Source organism: Burkholderia pulmonis, assembly GCF_984667975.1.
The window spans coordinates 2,953,012-2,972,552 of sequence record NZ_OZ480187.1 but is presented as its reverse complement, the minus strand read 5'-3'; the positions used below and the strand labels follow the sequence as shown (position 1 = coordinate 2,972,552).

Genomic DNA, 19,541 nt, shown 5'->3' with positions numbered 1-19,541 from the left:
TTCGTGCGCACGCATGAGGTGTCGGCGTGTCCGGCGTTCCGTCGGTCCGCAGGCTTGCGCCCGTCCGTCATACGTTTTTCGTCAACTCGCCGCGCGTTTCGCAGCGATGCAGGCGCGCGCCTACAACAAAAGGAAACAGCATGAAAAAGACCATCGTGGCCGCGGCCGCACTCGGGATGTTCGGCACCGCCGCACACGCGCAAAGCAGCGTCACGCTCTACGGGCTGATCGACGCCGGTATCACGTATTCGAACAAGGTCGCGACGCCGGGCGGCCACGGCAAGCTCGTCAAGTACGGTGACGGCGTGGCATCGGGCAGCCGCTGGGGCATTCGCGGCACCGAGGATCTCGGCGGCGGGCTGAAGGCGCTGTTCGTGCTGGAGAACGGTTTCAGCAGCGGCGACGGCACGATCGGCCAGGGCGGCGCGATGTTCGGCCGGCAGGCGTTCGTCGGCCTGTCGAAGAACGGGATCGGCTCGCTGACGTTCGGCCGCCAGTACTCGTTCTCGACCGACTACATCGGCGCGAACTACACGATGGGCAGCCAGACGCCGGCCGGCAACTACGCGTATCACATCAACGATCTCGACCAGCTGACGTCGAGCCGCATCAACAACGCGGTGAAGTTCCAGAGCGCGAACTTCGCGGGCCTCACGTTCGGTGCGATGTACGGCTTCTCGAACTCGACGCAGTTCGCGGGTACGCCGACGACGACCGGCACGAACGGTTCGCAGGGTTCGTCGAGCGCGTACAGCTTCGGCGCGAACTACGCGCAAGGGCCGTTCGGCATCGGCGCCGCGTACACGAACATCCGCTTCCCGAACGGCGCGACGCCGGCATTCGGCGTGAGCATCGCGAACATCAACACGCTCGGGCTGCGCGATCTCGAGACGGTCGGTGTCGGTGCGCGTTACGCGATCGCGGCGGGCCTCGTGTGGGCGAACTGGACGCATACGAAGTTCACGCCGCTGTCGGGCGAATCGTCGAAGCTGAACAATTATGAAATCGGCGGCCGCTATGCGTTTACGCCGGCGTTGAGCGGCGGCCTGGGCTATACGTTCTCGAAGCTCGACGGCCGCTTCGACGGCAAGTGGCACCAGGTCAACGCCGCAGTCGACTATGCGCTGTCGAAACGCACGGACGTATACGTGAGCGCGGCCTACCAGAAGGCATCGGGCAGCAACACGATCAACGGCCGCGCGACGCCGGTGCAGGCCGAGATCGGCTCGTCGGGGTCGTTCATCGGCAACGCGGGCGCGAACACGCAGTTCGTCTCGCGGATCGGCCTGCGTCACAAGTTCTGATCGACGCATGACCCGGGAACGGGCGCCCCGTCGGGGCGCCCGTTTTGCTGTGGCGCGCGACGAAACGCAACACAGCGCCGGTTGGCAAATCGATATATTCTCCTGTGCATAACGAAGCGACGATTGACCCGACCCACATTCACTGCACGGAGCATCATCTTGAATTCGACGCAACGCGAAGCCGTCGGCGAAGCCTTTTCGCTCGACGCGATGCAGCACGCAAGAACCATGACCTGGCAGGCCGTCGACGCGATCGCCAAGGGCGTCCGGCCCGGCATGCGGGAATCGGAGGCCAACGCGCTGGGGATGAGCGTGCTGAAGGATCTCGGCATGGACCGGATCTGGCATCCGGTCCTCGTGCGCTTCGGCGAAAACACGCTGCGCACGTTCAAGGAGCGCTCGGTGGCGGACCCCGTCCTTGCCGACGACGACATTTTCTTCATCGATCTCGGCGCCGTCTGGGCACGGCACGAGGGCGACGCGGGCGCGACGTTCGAGTGCGGTGACGATCCGGACATGCATGCCTGTGCGCGTGCGGCGGGCATCATCTACGGCGAAGTCGAGCATCACTGGCGGACCACCGGCTGCGCGGGCATCGCGCTGTACGAATTCGCGGCGCAGCGCGCGGATGCGCACGGCTTCCGGTTGAACGTCGACATCAAGGGCCATCGTGTCAGCGATTTCCCGCACGCGATCTACAAGGCCGGCAATCTCGGCGATTTCGATGCCGCGCCGGCCGCCGGGCTGTGGATCCTCGAAATCCAGATCGCTCACCCGACGCGGCCGTTCGGCGCGTTCTACGAAGACCTGCTCGTATAGGCGTGACGCCCGGCGGCGCGCGTCACGCATGCGCGCCGGCCGGGACGTTGGAACGACGGTGCAACCGCCGCGACCTCAGATGCTGATCGCGATGGGGCCGGCGAGCGGCGTGTAGCCATCGTCGAACAGCAGCCACGCGTCGTACTGGCCCGATGCCAGCGAGCTGCTCGCGGTCGACGAGAACAGCAGCGAGCCGGTGCTTTTGGGCAGGTACGCCCACGACTGGTAGCCCCCCTTGGTCGGCTGCGCGCCGCGCGGATAGATGCCCACCCAGTTCTTCGGGCTGTGGCGCCACGGCGGCACGACGTAGTCGAACCGCAGCGTGCCGTACGACGGCCCCTGCGACGCCAGCACCGGGACGAACTTCCCGTTCGTATTGCCGATCGCCGAATCCGTCAGCACCGTGCCCGATTGCGCCTGGACACAGCCGGCGATGCGGCGCAGGAAGTTCGGATCGTTCGCGTCGCGGATGCTTGCGTCGTACCAGCCGGCGTCGCCGTACCACGTGACGGCCTGCGTCGCGCCGGCCGGCACGCTGACCGATTGCGCGGTGTTCATCCCGTATGCGTTGTCGACGAGCTGGAATGTCGTTGCGCTCGAGCCGGCGGAGTTGTCGAGCGTGATCTGCACGTTGGCGTTCTGCACGTCGTAGCACAGGGTGATTTCGGCCGTCGAACCCGCGTTTCCCGACGCGCCGATGTTGCCGCGGAACGTCTGCAGGAAGCCGTTCGGGCCGTAGACCGAATAGTCGTAGCCGCCCGAATTCAGCGCGAGCGAATCCGTGACGCACGTCCCCGTGCCGGCGCCGATCGTGTATTGCCGCGGCGTCGTGCTCGTGCCGTCCACCCATGCCTGCAGATGCACGCCGGCCGTGCCGGTATTCGTCATCGTCAGCGCGAGCGTCTGGCCCGACCGGTTGACCCGGCCCTGCACGAAGAACTCGTACGGCAACCGGCACGCGGTGTTGCGTCCGGCCGTTTGTGACGGGACCGCCGTGGTGGTCGCCGCGGGAATCGCGACCGTCGAACCGTTCGGGTTCATGTTGCTGACTGCGGCCGGAATCGCCGGAAGCGTCTGGTCGGCATTCGTGAAATCGAAAGCCGACGTCAGGTCGCCGCACACGCTACGGCGCCACGCCGTGATGTTGGTTTCCTGCAGCCCGAAGCGCGCTTCCAGGAAGCGGATCACCGACGTGTGATCGAAGACCTGCGAGTTGACCTTGCCGCCCTTCGACCACGGCGAGATCACGAACATCGGCACGCGCGGGCCGAGCCCGATCGGCACGTCGCCGCTTGCCGAGCCGTCCGATGCGCTGCCGCTGCTGGCGACGAATTCCGCCGCCGTGGACACCGTCGACTGGCCGGTGCCGGCGGCCGTGCTCGCGGGGACGGCCGGCGGCACGTGGTCGAACAGGCCGTCGTTCTCGTCGTACATCACGAGCAGCACCGTGCTGGCCCACACCGCCGGATTCGAGGTCAGCGCATTGAGGACGTTGCTCACGTACCATTCGCCGCCGCTCGCGGCCCACGACGGGTGTTCGCAATACGCGTAGGGAGCGGCGATCCACGATACCTGCGGGAGCGTCCCGTTCGCGACGTCGGCACGCAACTGGCTGAACAGGTTCGTGTCGTACTCGGTGCCGCTGCCGGTCGGCGAGATCTGCGTGCCGTTGAGCGCCGGCGCAAGCGGATCGGTTGCGCCGAGGTTCTGGTACTGGTTGAAGTTCAGGATGACGTTGTCGCCGTAGTTGCCGTTCCACCAGAGTTCGCTGCCGCTGCTGGTGGCATAGCCGTACTGGTGGGCGGCATCCACCCCGTTGCCCTTGTCCTGGTAGAACTTCCACGTGACGCCGGCCGTGTTCAGCCGCTCCGGCATCGTGGTCCAGCCGGTGCCGGTCATCGTGTTGTCCGTGTACGGCGAATAGCCGGCGACGTTGCCGCAGCAGCCGGTCCACAGATACAGCCGGTTCGGATCCGTCGGGCCGAGCATCGAGCAGTGGTAGTCGTCGCACACGGTGAATGCGCTCGCCAGCGCGTAATAGAACGGGATGTCGTTCTGCGTGAAGTAGTACATCGTGCCGCTGGTCTTAGCCGCGACCCAGTTGTCGTAGCGGCCGTTGTTCCACGCGCTGTGTGTGGTGCTCCAGCTGTGATCGAGGTCGCCGTAGTATGTGTCGCCGTTCGCGACGCCGGAAACGGGCGGCGACGGGTTGAACGGAAACACGTAGGACAGCGCCGACGGCTGGCGCCAGACCGGATAGCCGCTGGAAATCACGACCGGCCGCGGATCGCCGAAGCCGCGCGCGCCTTGCAGCGTGCCGAGATAGTGGTCGAACGACCGGTTCTCCTGCATCAGGATGACGACGTGCTGCACGTCCTGAATGGTGCCGGTGACGGTCGCGGCCCGGATCGATTGCGCGCGCAGGATGCTTTCGGGCAGCATGCCCGTCACCGCGGTGGCGCCCGCGAGTTTCAGCGCATCGGCGAGGAACTGACGTCGTGTCGTGGGTTTGTTTTGCATGATCGCTCTCTGTCCTGGATGGCAGGTTGGGCTTGCGCCGGTCAGTGACACTCGCTGGCACAGTGAATGACCGGCGCGGATGCCGATCCCGGTGCCGACGCCTGTGCGGCGGCGACGGTGCCCGCCGGGCCCGAATCGCCGTCGCCGCAGGCGGCCAGCGTGCACAGGAGTGCGATCATGAAAATGCCGCGCCAGTGCGGAATGCGGTTTTCCGCATGGCGGGGCGGTACGACGTTCTGGTGATCCGATTCGAATCGGATTCCTGATTGATTGGCTTGGTTACTGCGTGCTCCGTATTTCATTTCCCCTCCAGACATGAAAATGGACAGCAGAGAATATCGCCCGAATCAGAACAACTTCATGACAGGCCAGCCGCGCGTGCCGGCCATCTGGGACAGCCTAGAGTCGGGATTGGTCGCGACCGGATGCGTGACGTAGTCGAGCAGCGGCACGTCGTTGATCGAATCGCTGTAGAAGTAGGTTCGTTCGAAATCGGACGGTGCATAGCCGAGTGATTCGAGCCACTCGGTCGTACGCACGATCTTGCCTTCGCGGAAGCTCGGCACGCCCATGCTGCGGCCGGTGAACTCTCCGTCGGGCGTACCGTCGTCGGTCGCGAGTTCGATGCCGAGCAGGTGCTCGATGCCGAACTCGGCCGCGATCGGTCGCGTGACGAAGACGTTGGTCGCCGTCACGATGCAGCACAGGTCGCCGCTCTCGCGATGCCGGTCGACCAGCGCGCGCGCCTGCGGCGTGATGGCCGGCCGGATCACCTCGTCCATGAACTGCGCGTGCCAGCTTTCGAGCAGCTTGCGCGGATAGCGCGTGAGCGGCGCGAGCGTCACGGCGAGATACGCGTCCATGTCGAGCGTGCCGGCCGCGTAGTGGCCGTAGTGCTCGTCGATCAGCGCCGTATGCGCGTCGTCTTCCCGCCAGCCCACCCGCGTGATGAAGCGGCTCCAGGCCTGGTCGCTGTCGAGCGGCAACAGCGTATGGTCGAGGTCGAACAGCGCGAGATTCTTGTGCATGGGTCGTTCCTTGTGTGACGTATTTACGCGCCGATGAGCTTCTCGATCGCGTCCTTCGCATTCTTCCCGTCGATGGTCGTGACGCCGTCGAGCCACTTCGACAGCACGCCGGGGTTCTTCTTCGCCCATTCCTTCGCGACCGCGACCGGATCGGCGTGATTCATGATCGGCACCATCAGCTGGTTCTCTTCGTCGGTCGTGAATTTCAGGTTGGTCAGCAGCCGGCCGACGTTCGGGCAGCGTTCGAGATAGCCGGGCGTAACGAGCGTGTAGACCTTCGCCGATCCGTAATTCGCGCCGAACACGGTGTCGCCGCCGTCGAGATAGGTGATCTTGAAGTTGATGTTCATCGGATGCGGCTCCCACGCGAGGAACACGATCATCCGGTGTTCCTGCACCGCGCGCGTCACCTGCACGAGCATCCCGGCTTCGCTCGATTCGACCAGCTTGAAGCCGCCGAGCCCGAACTCGTTCTTGTCGATCATCCGCTGGATCAGCGCATTGCCGTTGTTGCCGGCGCCGATCCCGTAGATCTTGCCGTCGAGCTGATCGCGGAACTTCGCGATGTCGGCAAAGCTCTTGAGCCCCTTGTCGGATGCGTACTGCGGCACGGCCAGCGTGTAGCGCGCGCCGACCAGGTTCGGTTGCGGCAGCAGGTGAACGGCGCCGGCATCGACGAACGGCTTCACCGTCGGCGTCATGCTCGGATCCCAGTAGCCGAGGAACGCATCGATCTGCGCCTTCTTCACGCCGGCCAGCACGATCGGCGGCGACGCGATCGTCTTGGTCGCCTCGTAGCCGAGCCCGTCCAGCAGCATCATCGCGACGCCGGTGGTGGCCGCGATGTCGCTCCAGCCGACGTCGCCGAGCGTCACCTTCTTGCAGACGTCGCCCTCGGACGCGTGAACGGGGGCCGTTACCAGTGCCGCCAGCAGCGTTGCGGCCAGCATCCATGCCTTCTTGATCATGTTGGTATCCTAAGCAAGTGTTTCGGATCGTGTTGCCTGATTGGTCTGACGATTGATCGTGTGGATCGGATGAAACAAACGAACTTGGGTCTGGCTTTGTCGTTTTGCGTACCGTATATTAGAACGCACAAAATCGCAAGATCGCACAAAAATACAACCTGCCGGATGTGACGGCAGCGGGATGAAATCAGGACAAGTCGGGGCGGCCGGGACAGGCGCTTCATCAAGCGGATCGAAAGAAAGAGGAGACCTCAATGATCAGTCAAATGGAAATCATTGCCCGCCTGTTGCTGGCAGCCTTGCTCGGCAGCATCGTCGGCATCGAGCGCGAGCGGTTGTCGTGGGCGGCCGGGTTGCGCACGCACATGCTGGTCGCGGTGGGCGCGGCGCTCGTGATGGTCGTGTCGGCGTTCGGCTTCGCGGATATCCAGGACGCGAAGAACGTGTCGCTGGATCCGTCGCGGGTCGCCGCGCAGGTGGTGTCGGGTATCGGCTTTCTCGGTGCAGGGTCGATCATGCTGCGCGGCGAGATCATCCGCGGGCTGACGACGGCGGCGAGCCTGTGGGTCGTCGCGGCGGTCGGGCTGGCCGTGGGCGGCGGGATGTACGTGGCCGCGATCGCCGCGACGGCGATCGTGCTGGCGATCCTGGCCGGGTTGAAGCCGATCGAGAAGCGCTTCTTCGCCGCACGGCAGCGCTGGGGCGTGCGGATCCTCGCGAGCCGCGGCGCCGTGAAGCTGACGTCGCTGCAGGCGATGCCCGGCATCGATCAGGCGCGGATCGTCCAGTTCATCATCGAGCAGGACGACGCGACGCCCGACGACGACCGCATCCACGTGGTGTTTTCGAAGATGACGAGCAGCGAGTTCCAGTTGGTCCGTCAATCCCTGCAGACCCTCGTCGGGATCAAAAAGATGGAAGAAAGTGCTGGGTAGACGGTCGTTCGAATAATATTGACAGACATTTCCGAGGACATTTCATGTGGCAAGAAGAGCGATACCAGAGGATCCGGCTTCTGTTATCGAAGACGCAGCGCGTTTCCACCGACCGGATCATGGCAGACCTGAACGTGTCGAGGGAAACGGTGCGGCGCGATCTCGTCGACCTCGAGGCGCTCGGTGAGCTGAAGCGCGTGCATGGCGGCGCGGTGCAGGTGGGCGACGAAGCGCCGATCGCCGAGCGCGCGCAGACGCACGTGAAGGCGAAGCTGGCGATCGCCCGCGCGGCGGCGCGGCTGGTCACGGGCTCGCAGACGCTGTTCATCGACGCCGGTACGACCACCACGCTGCTGGCCGAGGAACTGGCGAGGCTGTCGGGCCTCACGATCGTCACGAACTCGATCGACGTAGCGCTGAAGATGCGCTCGGGCGATCCGGGGCAGACCAGGAACGAAACGATCCTGCTGGGCGGGATGATCGGCAGCCGCGCGGCCGCGACGGTCGGCGACGGCACGATTGCCGAAATCTTTCGCTATCGCGCCGATCTCGCGCTGCTGTCGCCGGTCGGCGTCGACCACGTGCGCGGCGCGACGAACTACGACCGGATGGAAACCGAGGTGGCGCGCGCGATGGTCGGCAACGCGGCGGAGGTCGCGATCCTGGCCGATTTCAGCAAGCTCGGCGCGAACAGCCGGATCGGCTTCTGCGAGCCGGCACGCATCGGCACGCTGGTGACCGACCAGAAGGCGGAATCGGTCGCCAGCTACAAGAGCATCAAGAAGGTGATCCGGAACATCGTGCTTTCATAGCGCCGGCTGGCGCGGGGCACGATCGGCCGCTCGTATACCGCTCATGCGGCGCGCATTCTGCCTGTCGGCTTTTTCCCGGCGTAATATATCCGTCGATACAACGCAGGCGCGCCCACCGGCGGGCCGTCACGGAGGCGGGCGATGGAAATGGCAGGGACGGCGGCGCCTTCGGCGCATCAGGCGGCGGCAGGCGCGATCGCGCTGACGGGCGCGTTCGAGCGGCCGATGACGGTGACGCTCGACGATCTGCGCCGGCACGCGAGCGCGACGGCCGCGCCGTTCGACCTGCGCTGCTTCACGACGAATCGCTTCATCCGCTCGGTCGCGCCGTATCGCGGTGCGCGGCTGAAGGACCTGCTCGACGCGGCCGGCCTGCGCAACGACGCGCCCGGCGACTTCAAGCGCATGGTGTTCATCGCGCATGCGCACGACGGCTATGCGGTCACGTTTTCGTGGCACGAGCTGTTCAACACGCCCGTCGGCGAACACGTGATCGTCGCGTTCGAATGCGGCGACGCGCCGCTGTCGATCGACGACGGTGCGCCGCTGCTGTTCTCGGGCGCCGACCTGTTGCCCGCGCCGCGCCACGTGAAGCGGCTGGCCGGCATCGTCGCGCGCGTGCTCGAGCTCTGAACGCGGCGCGTGTGCCGCCGGCGTTCGCCGCGCCGGCCATCGTGTATGCTTGCCCGCATCGATCACTCGGCGGACAACATGAAGACTTCGGCACACCCCAAGCCTGAGGTGCGGTTCAGAATGCGTATCCAGCAGGCCGACACGATCGCGCTCGGCCCGGGCAAGGTCGCGCTGCTCGAAGCGGTGCGCGAGCACGGTTCGATCTCGGCGGCGGCGCGCAGCCTGAAAATGTCGTACCGGCGTGCATGGCTGCTGATGGACGAACTGAACCGTTCGCTGAAATCGCCGGCGACGGTGTCCGAACATGGCGGGCAGAGCGGCGGCGGCAGCGTGCTGACGCCGGTCGGCGAGGAGATCATCCGCCTCTATCGCGGGATCGAAGAACGCGCGTATGCGGCCTGCGCTGAAGAGATCGCCTCGCTCACGAAAATGGTGCGCCGCTGAGCAGCGCTGTCGCCCGATTACCCGTGCCGCAGGCAGAAGCGTGACGTATCGCTCGCGGCGGCATCCGGCGCGATGACGTCGCGGGCCTGCGCATCGAGCCGCCCGATCAGTTCGACGAAGCTGGCCACGCTGGCGGTCCGCAGCGGGTAGTACGCGATGTGATGGCGCTCGCAAATGCGCTTGAGCAGGTTCATCGAATCGTGGTCGATGCAGTCGACCGGGAACACGACCATGTGCGCGCCCGGCAGCGCCGCGGCCAGCAGGCCCTTGCGATCCTCGATGCCGCCGTCGTGCAGCGTCATGTCCCCGCCCGCCGTTTCGACGATCCGCCGGATCACCCGGTTCGAGCCGGGCCGCCCGCCCACATACACGAGGCGCCTGCCCTGGAGCATCGACAGCGAATCCGTCGCCGGGTCGGCCGGATCGTCGGTTGACGCCTGCACCGCCTGCTCGATCGCGCTCGCTTCCGCGCGCAGCGTCTTCACCATCGCCATCAGGTCGTCGAGCCGTGTGCGCATCGCGCGGGCGCTCGCCTGTTCCGCGGCGATCCGCTGCTCGGCCGCCTCGCGGCGGCTCGTGTGCAGCGCAAGCCGCTCGTCGCGTGCGGCCAGTGCTTCGCGCAGTTCATGCACTTCGTCTCGCAACACGCTTTCGGCGGCCAGCGGCTGGGCATTCTGGCGCGCGTGGAGCGCTTCCAGTTCCTGCAGCGCTGCATCTCGCTGCGTGCTCATCTCGTGCAGGCGCGCCTGCTGCCGCTCGATCTTCGCGTGCAGTTCCGCATTCTCTTCTTCCAGCGCGACCAGCCGCCGGATATCGGCGCGATTGGCCGCGCCGACCAGGTGCGACAGCATGTGCAGGTCGCCGAACGCGGCCTGGCGCACGCCCATCGTCGTGCGCGGATGCGTCATCAGCGCCCAGTACGCGGGCGGGATGTCGCCGCTCTTGAGTGCGTCCTTCCAGCGTGCGAGGAGTTCGTCGGCGTCCTTCGCGCTGTCGAACGCGCGTATCGCCCCGGCGTAGCGCTCGTCGAGCGCCTTGTGCAACGCCTTGGCGCCGGCCGCGCCGCCGATCGCGAGCTCGACGGCCGCGTGATGGATGTCGAGATCGGTCGCGTGCTGGCGGTCGAGATCGGCGAACTTCGGCACCAGCTTGCGCAGCTCGTGCGTGGTCAGGCAGGTGCCGATGATCGAGCAGTGCAGGTTGGCATCGAGTTCGGACAGGCGCGTGCGGCGCTTCAGCTCGGCCTGCTGTGCGCGGGACGGCGCGCAGCACGCGTCGATCCGCGCGCCGGCGGCCGCGGGAGGATTGCCGCCCGGCGACGTGAGATCCGCCGTGCGGGCAAGGCGAAAGGGCGGAGCGTGCATGTTGACCTCTATCCGGCACGATCATGCCGGAGACGGATGCGCGAAAGATTCGCGAAATATACCACGGAATATAGCGGGTGAAATTCGGGGGAAACCACCGGGCGCGGCCGGTTGCCGCGCTCAGCAGGGCACCGTCGAATCGTCGTTTTGCGGCAGGACGGCAGGGATTGCGGCCGAAACGGGGAGCGATGCCGGTGCATGGCGCGCCATCACGGATTCGACGCACAGCCCGACGAACAGCACGTCGACGCGTTCCAGTGCGGTAACCGCGTTGCGCATTGCGGCCGGATCGTTGCTGAACGAGTCGGAAAACACGTCGTCGCGCGTACGTTCGAGGCGGCGCGCGTGGCCGATCGCGCGTTCGAGATCGGACAGCCGCGCGAAGCGTGCGGTGCGGGCTTCGTGTTCGAGCGTCGACAGCAGTTCACGAAAGCTCATGGCCGACAGCGCGTCGTCCGGCATGGCGTCGGCGTGTGCGGCCGAGAACATCCGGATGAAACGCGCGATGCTGCCGCGCAGGCGCCGGAACGCATCGACGACATCGGTGACCTGCTGCGCACGCGCGTCGCTCGACAGCGGCTTGAGCGCGCTGATCCGGCGCGCGAGCGGCCGTTCCCGGGCGCTGTGCTGCGGGATGCGATCCGTCGACGGGCGGGCCATGGTGTTTCTCCGGGGTGGGTGGATAGCGATATATTCTACGGAATATATCGAATGCGCAAAAAAGGGCGGCACCGTGTCGCGAAACACGGTGCCGCCAACGGCCTGGACGGCCGTGCCCGTCAGTCGATCGCCGCCGGGTGCTGCCGCGTAATTGCAACCGGCAGGACGGCCGCCCGGATGCCGGGCGTCTCGTCGACGGTCGTCCGGCCGCCGTCGCGAAAGAACGCCTGCTCGGCGGCATGGTTCATCACGAGGATGCTGATGCGGCGATTGGTCGGCTCGTCCGCGACGTTCTTGTCGAGCGGCAGCACGTCCGCGAGCCCGCGCACCTGGAGCAGTTTGTCCTCCTGCAACCCGCCGGCGACCAGCGCGCGCCGCGCGGCGTTGGCCCGGTCGCTGGACAGCTCCCAGTTCGAATAGCCGGTGCGGCCGTCGGGATAGGGTGTCGAATCGGTATGCCCCGCGATCGATACGCGGTTCTCTACCTTGTCGAGCGCCGCGCCGATCTGCGTGAGGATCGCGGTCGCATAGCTTTCCGGTTGCGCACTCCCCGATGCGAACATCGGGCGCTTGAGCGAATCGACGATCTCGATGCGCAAGCCTTCGTTGGTGATCGCGATCCGGATCTGGTCCTGGTACGCGCGCAGCGACGGGCTGCGGGCAATCGCCGCGGTCAGCGTGGCCTTCAGGCGTGCCAGCTTTTGCGTATCCACGATGCCGGCGAGCGCCGCGGGCGAATCGGCCGGCGCCGGCGTCTTCCTGTCGATTGCGGGCGCCGGGTCCGACATGTCGCGGCCGCCGCCCTGCACGACGTTCGGGCGCGGCGCTTCCGCGTCCTTTCCGCCGGACAGGAGCGTCGACAACGGCGTGTTGAAGTAGTCCTCGATCCCCTGCCTGTCGTACTTGGAGACCGAGCCGAGCAGCCACATCAGCAGGAAGAACGCCATCATCGCCGTGACGAAATCGGCGTAGGCGATTTTCCACGCGCCGCCGTGGTGGGCGTCATGGTCTTCGCCTTTCCTGCGACGCACGACGACGAGCGAGGGCGTTGCGGACTGCTTCGACGAACTGGAGCGATGGTCGGCCATGGCGTGTTCCGTGTCCTCGCGTATCCGTTACGCTGCCTTGGGCGACTTGGTCGCGCGCACGGCTTCGTCGAGCTCCTTGAAGCTCGGGCGATCGGCGGTGAACAGCACCTTGCGGCCGAACTCCACCGCGACCGACGGCGCGTAGCCGCTCATCGATGCGAGCAGTACAGCCTTCACGCAATGGAACGGTTTGCCCGCGGCGCGGCCCTTCGCGTTGAGCAGATCCGCGAGCGGACCGACGAAGCCATAGGCGAGCAGGATGCCGAGGAACGTGCCGACGAGCGCGCCGGCGATCATCTTGCCGAGCATGGCGGGCGGCGCGCCGACCGAGCCCATCGTGTGCACGACGCCCATCACCGCGGCGACGATGCCGAATGCCGGCAGGCCGTCCGCCATCTTCTGGATCGCGTTGGCCGCGACCGATGCTTCCGCATGATGCGTGTGCAGTTCCTCGTCCATCAGATCCTGCATTTCCAGCACGTTCACGTTGCCGCTCGACATCATCCGCAAGTAGTCGACGATGAAGTCGAGCAGGTGATGGTCTTCGAGTACATGAGAATATTTCTGGAACAGCGGGCTCTGCTCGGGCGCATCGACGTCGGCTTCGAGGGCCATCATGCCGTCCTTGCGCGCCTTCTGCAGCAGCTCGAACAGCAGCGCGATCAGTTCGACGTATTGCTGCTTCGTATAGCCGCCGCCCTTGAAGCAGGTCGGCAGGCTCTTGAGCGTCTTCTTCAGCGTCGTGACCGGATTGCTGACGACGAAGGCGCCCAGCGCGGCCCCGAAAATGCATAGCAGCTCGAACGGTTGCAGCAGCGCCGGAAGATGGCCGCCGACGCCGACGAAACTGCCGATCACCGACCCGATGACGACGATCCACCCGATTGCGACAAACATGGTTACCTCTTTGCGACTGGTGCGCGGCTGCGTGTTGTGATCGAAAATGCGAGCGGGACGGGTTTGCCGGACGGCATGACCGGTTCCGCATCGTTCCCGCACGGCAGTGGCGCATCGCGTTGCAGGTTCGATCCGGCTGCGTTGCCCGTCGGCGGGTGTTGATGCAATAACGGCAGCGGTCCGCGCAACTGAACCCGTGATTCCGTGTATCACGGGCGGCGCGCTTTTCGTGTGCTGACGGCCGGTGTGCCGGGCTGGCGGGCGAGTTGCTGCGGAATGCGCAATGACGTCGCGGTACGCGGCATGCGGTTTTCTTGATCGAGATCAAAAAAGTGTGCCGATGCGACCCTCAAACAACGGGGCGGATGACGGGGCGCTTGCCGGCCGTCCGGTTTGACGCGGTGAAGAGACGAAAAAAAAGCGACATCGCGGCCCATTCCGCGATGTCGCCAACGGCCTGGACGGCCGCACTGGTCAGTCGATCGCGCGCATCGCGTGGCGCAGTTCCTGATAGCTGCGCAGCCCGGTGACGCCGAGTTCGCGGCCGATCCCGCTGAGGCCGAAGCCGCCCCAGCACACGTGCGGATAGATCAGCTGCGGCGCATTGATCCACACGAGCCCCGCGCGCACGCGCTGCTGGAACTGTTTTGCGATGGCCGCGTCGCGCGTGACGACGGTCGCGACGAGCCCGTAGCGCGTGTCGTTCGCGAGCGCAATCGCTTCGTCATCCGTGCGGAACGACTTCACGCATGCGACGGGGCCGAACACTTCGTCGGTCCACAGCGGATTGTCGGCGGCCGGTTCGGCGATCACGACGGGCGCCATGAAGAAGCCTTCACCGCCGGCATCCGTCACGCGGCCGCTGAATGCGACGCGTGCGCCCGCATCGATGCCTTGCTGGAGCATCGCTTCGACCCGCGTGCGCTGCGCGGCCGAGATCAACGGCCCCATCGCGACCTGTTCGGCGGCCGGCGGCGCGACGACGAGCGCGCGCACGGCCGTCTCGAACGCGGCCATGAAACTGCGGTAGAGGCTGTCGTGCACGAGGATGCGCGCGGTGGCCGAGCACATCTGGCCCGCGTTCGCGAACGCACCCGCCACCGCGAGCGACACCGCGACGTCGAGATCGGCATCGTCGCGCACGATCAGCGACGACTTGCCGCCGAGTTCGAGCGTCACGCGTTTCATGTCGACGGCGGCGGCCTGCATCACCTTGCGGCCGGCCGCGGTGCTGCCGGTGAACGAAATCTTGTCGATCAGCGGATGCGCGGTCAGCGCCGCGCCGACATCGGCGCCGCCGTTCACGACGTTGACGACGCCGGTCGGCACGCCGGCTTCGACGATGATGTCGAGCAGCGCGTGCTCGGTCGGCGAAGTGAGTTCGGACGGCTTCAGCACGACCGCGCAGCCGGCCGCGAGCGCGGGCGCGAGCTTCCATGCGGTCGTGACCATCGGGAAGTTCCACGGCATCACCAGCGCGGCGACGCCGACCGCGTCGTGGAAGCGTTCGGCCGTGACGGCGTCGCTCGGCAATGCGACGGGTTCGGCCGCGAACAGCGCGGGGTCTTCGCACAGCTTCGCGTAGTACGCGAACGTCGCGGCGACGTCGCCGACATCGGCTTCCGCTTCGAACGGCGGCTTGCCGCTCACCTGCATCTGCAATGCGGCCAGACGATCGCGCGCGGCTTCGACGCGCTCGGCGACAGTCGCGAGTACGCGGCCGCGCTCGGCGGGCGGCGTGTCGCGCCAGCCGGCGAACGCGTCGCGCGCGGCGCGAACCGCGGCGTCGACGTGCGCGGGCGTCGCGAATTCCTGCCAGCCGATCGCGACACCGGTCGACGCGTTGAAGATCGGCGCGCCGGCGGTATCGGAATGCGTGCGCACCGGCTGGCCGGCGATGCGCGCGGCGGGCAGCACGAACGAGGTCATGGAACGGGAAAGCTCGGCAGTGGACATGAGGGGCATCCTGTCGGTCGGGTTAGCGGTAGGCGACGCCCGGCATCACGCAGAGCATCTCGAACGCGAGGTTCGCGCCGGTGAGCGCGGTGGTGCCGGCCGGATCGTACGGCGGCGACACTTCGACGAGATCCGCGCCGACGATATTCAGGCCCTTCATCCCGCGGATGATTTCCAGGCCTTGCTGCACGGTGAGGCCGCCGATTTCCGGTGTGCCGGTGCCGGGCGCGAACGACGGATCGAGGCCGTCGATGTCGAAGCTCAGGTAGACCGGCGTGTCGCCGACGCGTTCGCGCACCTGCGCCATCAGCGGCACGAGCGACTTGTTCCAGCATTCTTCCGCCTGCACGACGGTGAAGCCCTGCTCGCGGCACCAGTCGAAATCGTCCGCGTGGTAGCCGGTGCCGCGCAGGCCGATCTGCGTGACCTTGTCGCACTGCAGCAGCCCGTCTTCCACCGCGCGACGGAACGGCGTGCCGTGCGCGATCTTCTCGCCGAACATCGTGTCGTTCACGTCCGCATGCGCGTCGATGTGCACGACGGCGACCTTGCCGTACTTTTTATGCAGCGCGCGCAGGATCGGCCACGCGATCGTGTGGTCGCCGCCGAGCGTGATCGGCCGGCAGCCGTTCGCGACGATCTCGTCGTAGGCTTCCTCGATGCGGCGCACCGAGTCCTTCAGGTCGTACGGGTTGGTCGCGACGTCGCCGATGTCGGCCACCTGCAGCGAATCGAACGGGGCGGCGCGCGTGGCCATGTTGTACGGGCGCAGCAGCACGGATTCGGTGCGGATCTGGCGCGGGCCAAAGCGCGAGCCCGAGCGGTTCGACGTGCCGAGATCGAGCGGCACGCCGACGAAGCATACGTCGAGGCCGTCGGTCGTCGCGGCCTGCGGCAGCCGCATCATCGTGGCGATGCCGCCAAAGCGCGGCATGTCGTTGCCGCCCATCGGTTGATTGAGTTCGCGGGGCATGGGGCCGTCTCCTTTTTCTGAGGTGAAGCGATCGGCCGATGGTAGAGGAGAACGCCCACGCGAAGATTTTGAAGTCGCAACGTTTACATCGACGGGTCTCGATGCGAGTAACGCTGCCGCATCGACGCGGCGCAACCGAAGCTGGGGGAGCGGATCGGGTCAGTCGGAGAAGGCGGGTGGCGCGGCGCCGTCGTGCGAGGCAGCAGGGAAGGCCGTTGTCGCCGAACCCCACGCGGCGAGTTCGCGTTTGGTCCGCACGCCGAGCTTCGCGAACGCGCGCTTCACGTACGACTCGGCCGACGCGACGCGCACGCCGAGGATGTCGGCGGTTTCCGGCACGGTCTTGCCGGAGATCAGGTGCTTGCAGGTTTCGTATTCGCGTTTCGACAGCTTCACGCCGTCGGCCGCGATGCGCGCGTCGAACTGCGCGAGCGGATGGACTTCCGGTGTCGGATGCGCGACGCGTCGCACGGCGGTGGTCGACGCATGCAGTTCGAGCAGCGGGAACAGCACGTCGCTGATGCTGCGGAAGCGATTCATCTCGGCGAGCGTGAACGGCGGCCGGTCGCGGCCGCGCTCCAGTGCGATCGAGTGCTGCGAATAGCGCGTGCCGCGCGCGAGCACGCATTCGTGGCCGATACGCACGTCGTCGAACAGCCGCTGGCGGAATTCGCCGGGCGGAATCGCCGCGATGTCGCGCACGACGAGCATCGTGCCCGTCTTGCCGCGCAGCCCCGCGAACAGCGGATCGCTGTCGAGAAAGCGCTCGTAGTAGAGCGTCATCACGTCGGAGATTTCGGTGGATTCGGTGCCGATGCCGCTGCTGCCGATCCATTCGCACCGGTAGCCGGTGGGCATCGTGCCGTCGACGCGCGAGCGCTCGACGTGCGCGACGTCGAGCGGCACGACGTCGTTCAGCAGTTGCGTGAGGCGCGGCACGAAGTGCGGCGTGCCGACCGTCTCGATCAGATCGCCCAGCGCCTTGAACGACACGTTGAAGCGGTCGTTGTCGCGGTGGAAGGGGTTCACGTTCAGCAGCATGCGGTTCCCCGGTGAAAAGCGGCGCGATTGTAGCGTTCAGGGCCTGAAACGTCATTAGGGGGAAACACCGTCGGTTGTCCTGCCGACCCGTTTGCCCCGCAAAACATCGCTTGTCCCCCCTGGAGGGGGGCATACCGGGGCAGTGTAAATGAGTAACTTTGTCTCTGCTTTTTTCAATCAAGAGACGAACGATTCAGATGACCAAACTGATCAAGGACATCCTGCCGCTGGGTGCAGGCGTAGGCGAATTCACGAAGCTCGACTTCGGGATGGACGAAAGCGACTGGCGCGCGGCCGAAGGCAAGAGCGGCAACTACATCGTCGGCTGGTGGGAAGGCAAGGCCGGCTCGGTGGAGTTTCCGGAAACGGCAGCCGACGAAGCCGTATGGCTCGTCGAGGGCCGGATCGCGCTGACCGACGTCGAAGGCAACCGCAAGGAATTCACGCCGGGCCAGGGCTACCTGCTGCCGGCCGGTTTCGCGGGCCGCTGGGAGACGATCGAGGACGCGAAGAAGTTCTACGTGCTGCTCGAGAAGTCGTGATGCCCGAAGCCGCCGCCGTGGTGTCGTCGTCCGTGTGACGCGCACCCGGCGGCGGTTTCGTTTTTCGCGTGTGATGGCTGGGATCATGGAAATGGAAGTCAACGAAGCAAAACAGACCGCGCCGGTGCAGGCGCACGCGCTGCGTGGCGCGCCGGTCGCGCTGGGCGTCGAGGCGGCGCTCGCGAACACGAAGCTGTTCCCGTACTGGCTCGACAACCCGGCCGCGCCGGCCATCGAGCCGGAACTCGTCGGCGACGTGACGGCCGACCTGCTGATCGTCGGCGGCGGTTTCACGGGGCTGTGGTCGGCCGTGCAGGCGAAGGAACAGATGCCGCACCTGAACGTGGTGCTGATCGAGGCCGGCAAGGTCGCGCACGGCGCATCGGGCCGCGCGGGCGGGATCATTTCGACGTCGGTGATGCACGGGCTGCCGAATGCGGTGCGCGTGTTCCCGAACGACATCGCGGAGCTCGAGACGTTCGGCCACCACAACCTCGACGGCTTCGAGGAAACGCTGAAGCGCTACGACATCGACGCCGACATCGAATGGAACGGCGAGATGACGGTGGCGGTCGATCCCGAGCACATCGCGCACCTGAAGGGCGACTACGACCTGCATCGCGAATACGGCCACGACGTCGTTCTGCTGAACCGCGACGAAACGCTCGAACAACTGAATTCGCCGATGTTCGCGGGTGCGCTGTGGTCGCGCAACCGCAGCGGCATCGTGCATCCGGCGAAGCTCGCGTGGGGGCTGAAGCGCGCGGCGCTGTCGCTCGGCGTGAAGTTGTACGAGCACACGCCGCTCACGACCGTGACCGACGAAGGCAGCACGGTGTTCGTGAAGACGCCGAAGGGCAGCGTGCGCGCGCCGCGCGTCGTGTTCGGCAGCGGTACCGCGAAGGTCGGGATTCCCGACATCAACCGCCGCGTGATGCAGGTGCGCGATCACGTGCTCGCCACCGAGCCGCTGACCGACGAGCAGCTCGCGCGGATCGGCTGGAAGAATCGCCAGGGCGTGTACGACACGCGCACGCAGCTCAACTATTTCCGGCTGACGAAGCACAACAACATCATCTTCGGCGGTCTGGTCAGCTATCACTTCGACGGCGACCCGGAGCCGCACCAGGACGGCCAGCGCGAAACCTACCACCGGCTCGCGGAGGCGTTCTACCGCACGTTCCCGCAACTGAGCGACGTGCGCTTCTCGCATGCGTGGGGCGGCCCGATCGACTACTGTTCGCGCGGCTCGGTGTTCGCGAAGCGCTATCTCGACGACAAGGCCGTGTTCGTCGCCGGCTATACGGGCTTCGGCGTCGCGGCGAGCCGGTTCGGCGCGTTCATGGGGCTGAACATCCTGTTCGACCGCGACAGCCCCGAGCGCCGGCTCGACATCGCGAACCAGAGCCCGAGCTACATCCCGCCGGAGCCGATGCGCTGGGTCGCCGCGAAGATCACGTTCCATGCGTTCGACGGCGCGGATGCCGAAGGCGGCTGGAAGCGCGCGTGGATCAGCGGCATCAAGGCGATGGGCTTCCCGATGTAAGCGACACGGCG

Annotated in this window: 19 protein-coding genes; 8 read left to right on the top strand and 11 right to left on the bottom strand. The window is 66.3% G+C overall.

The window, feature by feature from the left end; genetic code table 11:
* Window positions 1-140 precede the first annotated feature (140 nt).
* Window positions 141-1,304 carry a porin gene (locus AC5LXK_RS30090; RefSeq protein ID WP_493392285.1) on the top strand — a complete coding sequence of 388 codons (1,164 nt, stop codon included), beginning with the start codon at window positions 141-143 and terminating at the stop codon, window positions 1,302-1,304.
* A gap of 159 nt (window positions 1,305-1,463) precedes the next feature.
* Entirely contained in the window at window positions 1,464-2,123 is a 660-nt protein-coding gene (locus AC5LXK_RS30085) for a M24 family metallopeptidase (protein ID WP_493392284.1), read from the top strand.
* Window positions 2,124-2,198: 75 nt separating this feature from the next.
* Here the strand turns inward: AC5LXK_RS30085 and AC5LXK_RS30080 are convergent, their stop codons facing one another.
* From AC5LXK_RS30080 to AC5LXK_RS30065, 4 genes are read right to left on the bottom strand one after another with little or no spacing between them, the layout of a single operon-like run.
* On the bottom strand, window positions 2,199-4,643 hold the full coding sequence (locus AC5LXK_RS30080; protein ID WP_493392283.1) for a phosphocholine-specific phospholipase C: 2,445 nt from the start codon (window positions 4,641-4,643) through the stop codon (window positions 2,199-2,201).
* 41 nt (window positions 4,644-4,684) lie between these two features.
* The gene (locus AC5LXK_RS30075) at window positions 4,685-4,945 is read right to left on the bottom strand and encodes a hypothetical protein (protein WP_493392282.1); all 261 of its coding nucleotides are present in this window, start codon (window positions 4,943-4,945) and stop codon (window positions 4,685-4,687) included.
* Between the two features lie 45 nt (window positions 4,946-4,990).
* Window positions 4,991-5,671, bottom strand: coding sequence for an HAD family hydrolase (locus AC5LXK_RS30070; RefSeq protein ID WP_493392281.1), 681 nt, complete (start codon window positions 5,669-5,671; stop codon window positions 4,991-4,993).
* A 23-nt stretch (window positions 5,672-5,694) separates the two neighbouring features.
* Complete coding sequence (locus tag AC5LXK_RS30065; RefSeq protein ID WP_493392280.1) at window positions 5,695-6,639, bottom strand: choline ABC transporter substrate-binding protein; 945 nt, start codon at window positions 6,637-6,639, stop codon at window positions 5,695-5,697.
* 254 nt (window positions 6,640-6,893) lie between these two features.
* On the opposite strand from AC5LXK_RS30065, the gene AC5LXK_RS30060 reads away from it, so the two are divergent.
* The 4 genes from AC5LXK_RS30060 to AC5LXK_RS30045 all read left to right on the top strand — a co-directional run bounded on the left by AC5LXK_RS30060 (window position 6,894) and on the right by AC5LXK_RS30045 (window position 9,463).
* A complete protein-coding gene (locus AC5LXK_RS30060) occupies window positions 6,894-7,574 on the top strand; it encodes an MgtC/SapB family protein (RefSeq protein WP_493392279.1) in 681 nt (226 codons plus the stop codon).
* Between the two features lie 44 nt (window positions 7,575-7,618).
* Complete coding sequence (locus AC5LXK_RS30055) at window positions 7,619-8,386, top strand: DeoR/GlpR family DNA-binding transcription regulator (protein ID WP_493392278.1); 768 nt, start codon at window positions 7,619-7,621, stop codon at window positions 8,384-8,386.
* A gap of 141 nt (window positions 8,387-8,527) precedes the next feature.
* Entirely contained in the window at window positions 8,528-9,019 is a 492-nt protein-coding gene (locus tag AC5LXK_RS30050; RefSeq protein ID WP_493392277.1) for a molybdopterin-dependent oxidoreductase, read from the top strand.
* 120 nt (window positions 9,020-9,139) lie between these two features.
* Complete coding sequence (locus AC5LXK_RS30045; RefSeq protein WP_493392276.1) at window positions 9,140-9,463, top strand: winged helix-turn-helix domain-containing protein; 324 nt, start codon at window positions 9,140-9,142, stop codon at window positions 9,461-9,463.
* A 17-nt stretch (window positions 9,464-9,480) separates the two neighbouring features.
* Here AC5LXK_RS30045 and AC5LXK_RS30040 read toward each other — a convergent pair whose 3' ends face one another.
* The 7 genes from AC5LXK_RS30040 to AC5LXK_RS30010 all read right to left on the bottom strand — a co-directional run bounded on the left by AC5LXK_RS30040 (window position 9,481) and on the right by AC5LXK_RS30010 (window position 17,442).
* Window positions 9,481-10,827, bottom strand: coding sequence for a DUF2325 domain-containing protein (locus AC5LXK_RS30040; protein ID WP_493392275.1), 1,347 nt, complete (start codon window positions 10,825-10,827; stop codon window positions 9,481-9,483).
* Between the two features lie 120 nt (window positions 10,828-10,947).
* The gene (locus tag AC5LXK_RS30035) at window positions 10,948-11,487 is read right to left on the bottom strand and encodes a hypothetical protein (protein WP_493392274.1); all 540 of its coding nucleotides are present in this window, start codon (window positions 11,485-11,487) and stop codon (window positions 10,948-10,950) included.
* 119 nt (window positions 11,488-11,606) lie between these two features.
* Window positions 11,607-12,575 (bottom strand): flagellar motor protein MotB, encoded by a 969-nt coding sequence (gene motB, locus AC5LXK_RS30030; protein WP_493392273.1) that lies wholly within the window; start codon window positions 12,573-12,575, stop codon window positions 11,607-11,609.
* A gap of 27 nt (window positions 12,576-12,602) precedes the next feature.
* The gene (motA, locus tag AC5LXK_RS30025) at window positions 12,603-13,472 is read right to left on the bottom strand and encodes a flagellar motor stator protein MotA (protein ID WP_493392272.1); all 870 of its coding nucleotides are present in this window, start codon (window positions 13,470-13,472) and stop codon (window positions 12,603-12,605) included.
* 474 nt (window positions 13,473-13,946) lie between these two features.
* Window positions 13,947-15,428 carry an aldehyde dehydrogenase family protein gene (locus AC5LXK_RS30020; RefSeq protein ID WP_493392271.1) on the bottom strand — a complete coding sequence of 494 codons (1,482 nt, stop codon included), beginning with the start codon at window positions 15,426-15,428 and terminating at the stop codon, window positions 13,947-13,949.
* 22 nt (window positions 15,429-15,450) lie between these two features.
* A complete protein-coding gene (gene speB / locus AC5LXK_RS30015) occupies window positions 15,451-16,401 on the bottom strand; it encodes an agmatinase (protein WP_493392270.1) in 951 nt (316 codons plus the stop codon).
* A gap of 159 nt (window positions 16,402-16,560) precedes the next feature.
* Window positions 16,561-17,442 (bottom strand): helix-turn-helix transcriptional regulator, encoded by an 882-nt coding sequence (locus AC5LXK_RS30010; RefSeq protein ID WP_493392269.1) that lies wholly within the window; start codon window positions 17,440-17,442, stop codon window positions 16,561-16,563.
* Window positions 17,443-17,639: 197 nt separating this feature from the next.
* Here AC5LXK_RS30010 and AC5LXK_RS30005 point away from each other — a divergent pair, with 197 nt between their 5' ends.
* Window positions 17,640-17,984, top strand: a complete 345-nt coding sequence (locus AC5LXK_RS30005) for a cupin domain-containing protein (RefSeq protein ID WP_493392268.1) — start codon at window positions 17,640-17,642, stop codon at window positions 17,982-17,984.
* Between the two features lie 85 nt (window positions 17,985-18,069).
* Window positions 18,070-19,530 carry an NAD(P)/FAD-dependent oxidoreductase gene (locus tag AC5LXK_RS30000; protein WP_493392267.1) on the top strand — a complete coding sequence of 487 codons (1,461 nt, stop codon included), beginning with the start codon at window positions 18,070-18,072 and terminating at the stop codon, window positions 19,528-19,530.
* Window positions 19,531-19,541: the final 11 nt, after the last annotated feature.

Excerpts from the sequence above, each read along its gene's own strand:
- AC5LXK_RS30090 (WP_493392285.1), top strand. The coding sequence starts at position 141 with ATGAAAAAGACCATCGTGGCCGCGGCCGCACTCGGGATGTTCGGCACC.
- AC5LXK_RS30080 (WP_493392283.1), bottom strand. The coding sequence starts at position 4,643 with ATGCAAAACAAACCCACGACACGACGTCAGTTCCTCGCCGATGCGCTG.
- AC5LXK_RS30075 (WP_493392282.1), bottom strand. The coding sequence starts at position 4,945 with ATGAAATACGGAGCACGCAGTAACCAAGCCAATCAATCAGGAATCCGA.
- AC5LXK_RS30070 (WP_493392281.1), bottom strand. The coding sequence starts at position 5,671 with ATGCACAAGAATCTCGCGCTGTTCGACCTCGACCATACGCTGTTGCCG.
- AC5LXK_RS30065 (WP_493392280.1), bottom strand. The coding sequence starts at position 6,639 with ATGATCAAGAAGGCATGGATGCTGGCCGCAACGCTGCTGGCGGCACTG.
- AC5LXK_RS30060 (WP_493392279.1), top strand. The coding sequence starts at position 6,894 with ATGATCAGTCAAATGGAAATCATTGCCCGCCTGTTGCTGGCAGCCTTG.
- AC5LXK_RS30055 (WP_493392278.1), top strand. The coding sequence starts at position 7,619 with ATGTGGCAAGAAGAGCGATACCAGAGGATCCGGCTTCTGTTATCGAAG.
- AC5LXK_RS30050 (WP_493392277.1), top strand. The coding sequence starts at position 8,528 with ATGGAAATGGCAGGGACGGCGGCGCCTTCGGCGCATCAGGCGGCGGCA.
- AC5LXK_RS30045 (WP_493392276.1), top strand. The coding sequence starts at position 9,140 with ATGCGTATCCAGCAGGCCGACACGATCGCGCTCGGCCCGGGCAAGGTC.
- AC5LXK_RS30040 (WP_493392275.1), bottom strand. The coding sequence starts at position 10,827 with ATGCACGCTCCGCCCTTTCGCCTTGCCCGCACGGCGGATCTCACGTCG.
- AC5LXK_RS30035 (WP_493392274.1), bottom strand. The coding sequence starts at position 11,487 with ATGGCCCGCCCGTCGACGGATCGCATCCCGCAGCACAGCGCCCGGGAA.
- motB (WP_493392273.1), bottom strand. The coding sequence starts at position 12,575 with ATGGCCGACCATCGCTCCAGTTCGTCGAAGCAGTCCGCAACGCCCTCG.
- motA (WP_493392272.1), bottom strand. The coding sequence starts at position 13,472 with ATGTTTGTCGCAATCGGGTGGATCGTCGTCATCGGGTCGGTGATCGGC.
- AC5LXK_RS30020 (WP_493392271.1), bottom strand. The coding sequence starts at position 15,428 with ATGTCCACTGCCGAGCTTTCCCGTTCCATGACCTCGTTCGTGCTGCCC.
- speB (WP_493392270.1), bottom strand. The coding sequence starts at position 16,401 with ATGCCCCGCGAACTCAATCAACCGATGGGCGGCAACGACATGCCGCGC.
- AC5LXK_RS30010 (WP_493392269.1), bottom strand. The coding sequence starts at position 17,442 with ATGCTGCTGAACGTGAACCCCTTCCACCGCGACAACGACCGCTTCAAC.
- AC5LXK_RS30005 (WP_493392268.1), top strand. The coding sequence starts at position 17,640 with ATGACCAAACTGATCAAGGACATCCTGCCGCTGGGTGCAGGCGTAGGC.
- AC5LXK_RS30000 (WP_493392267.1), top strand. The coding sequence starts at position 18,070 with ATGGAAATGGAAGTCAACGAAGCAAAACAGACCGCGCCGGTGCAGGCG.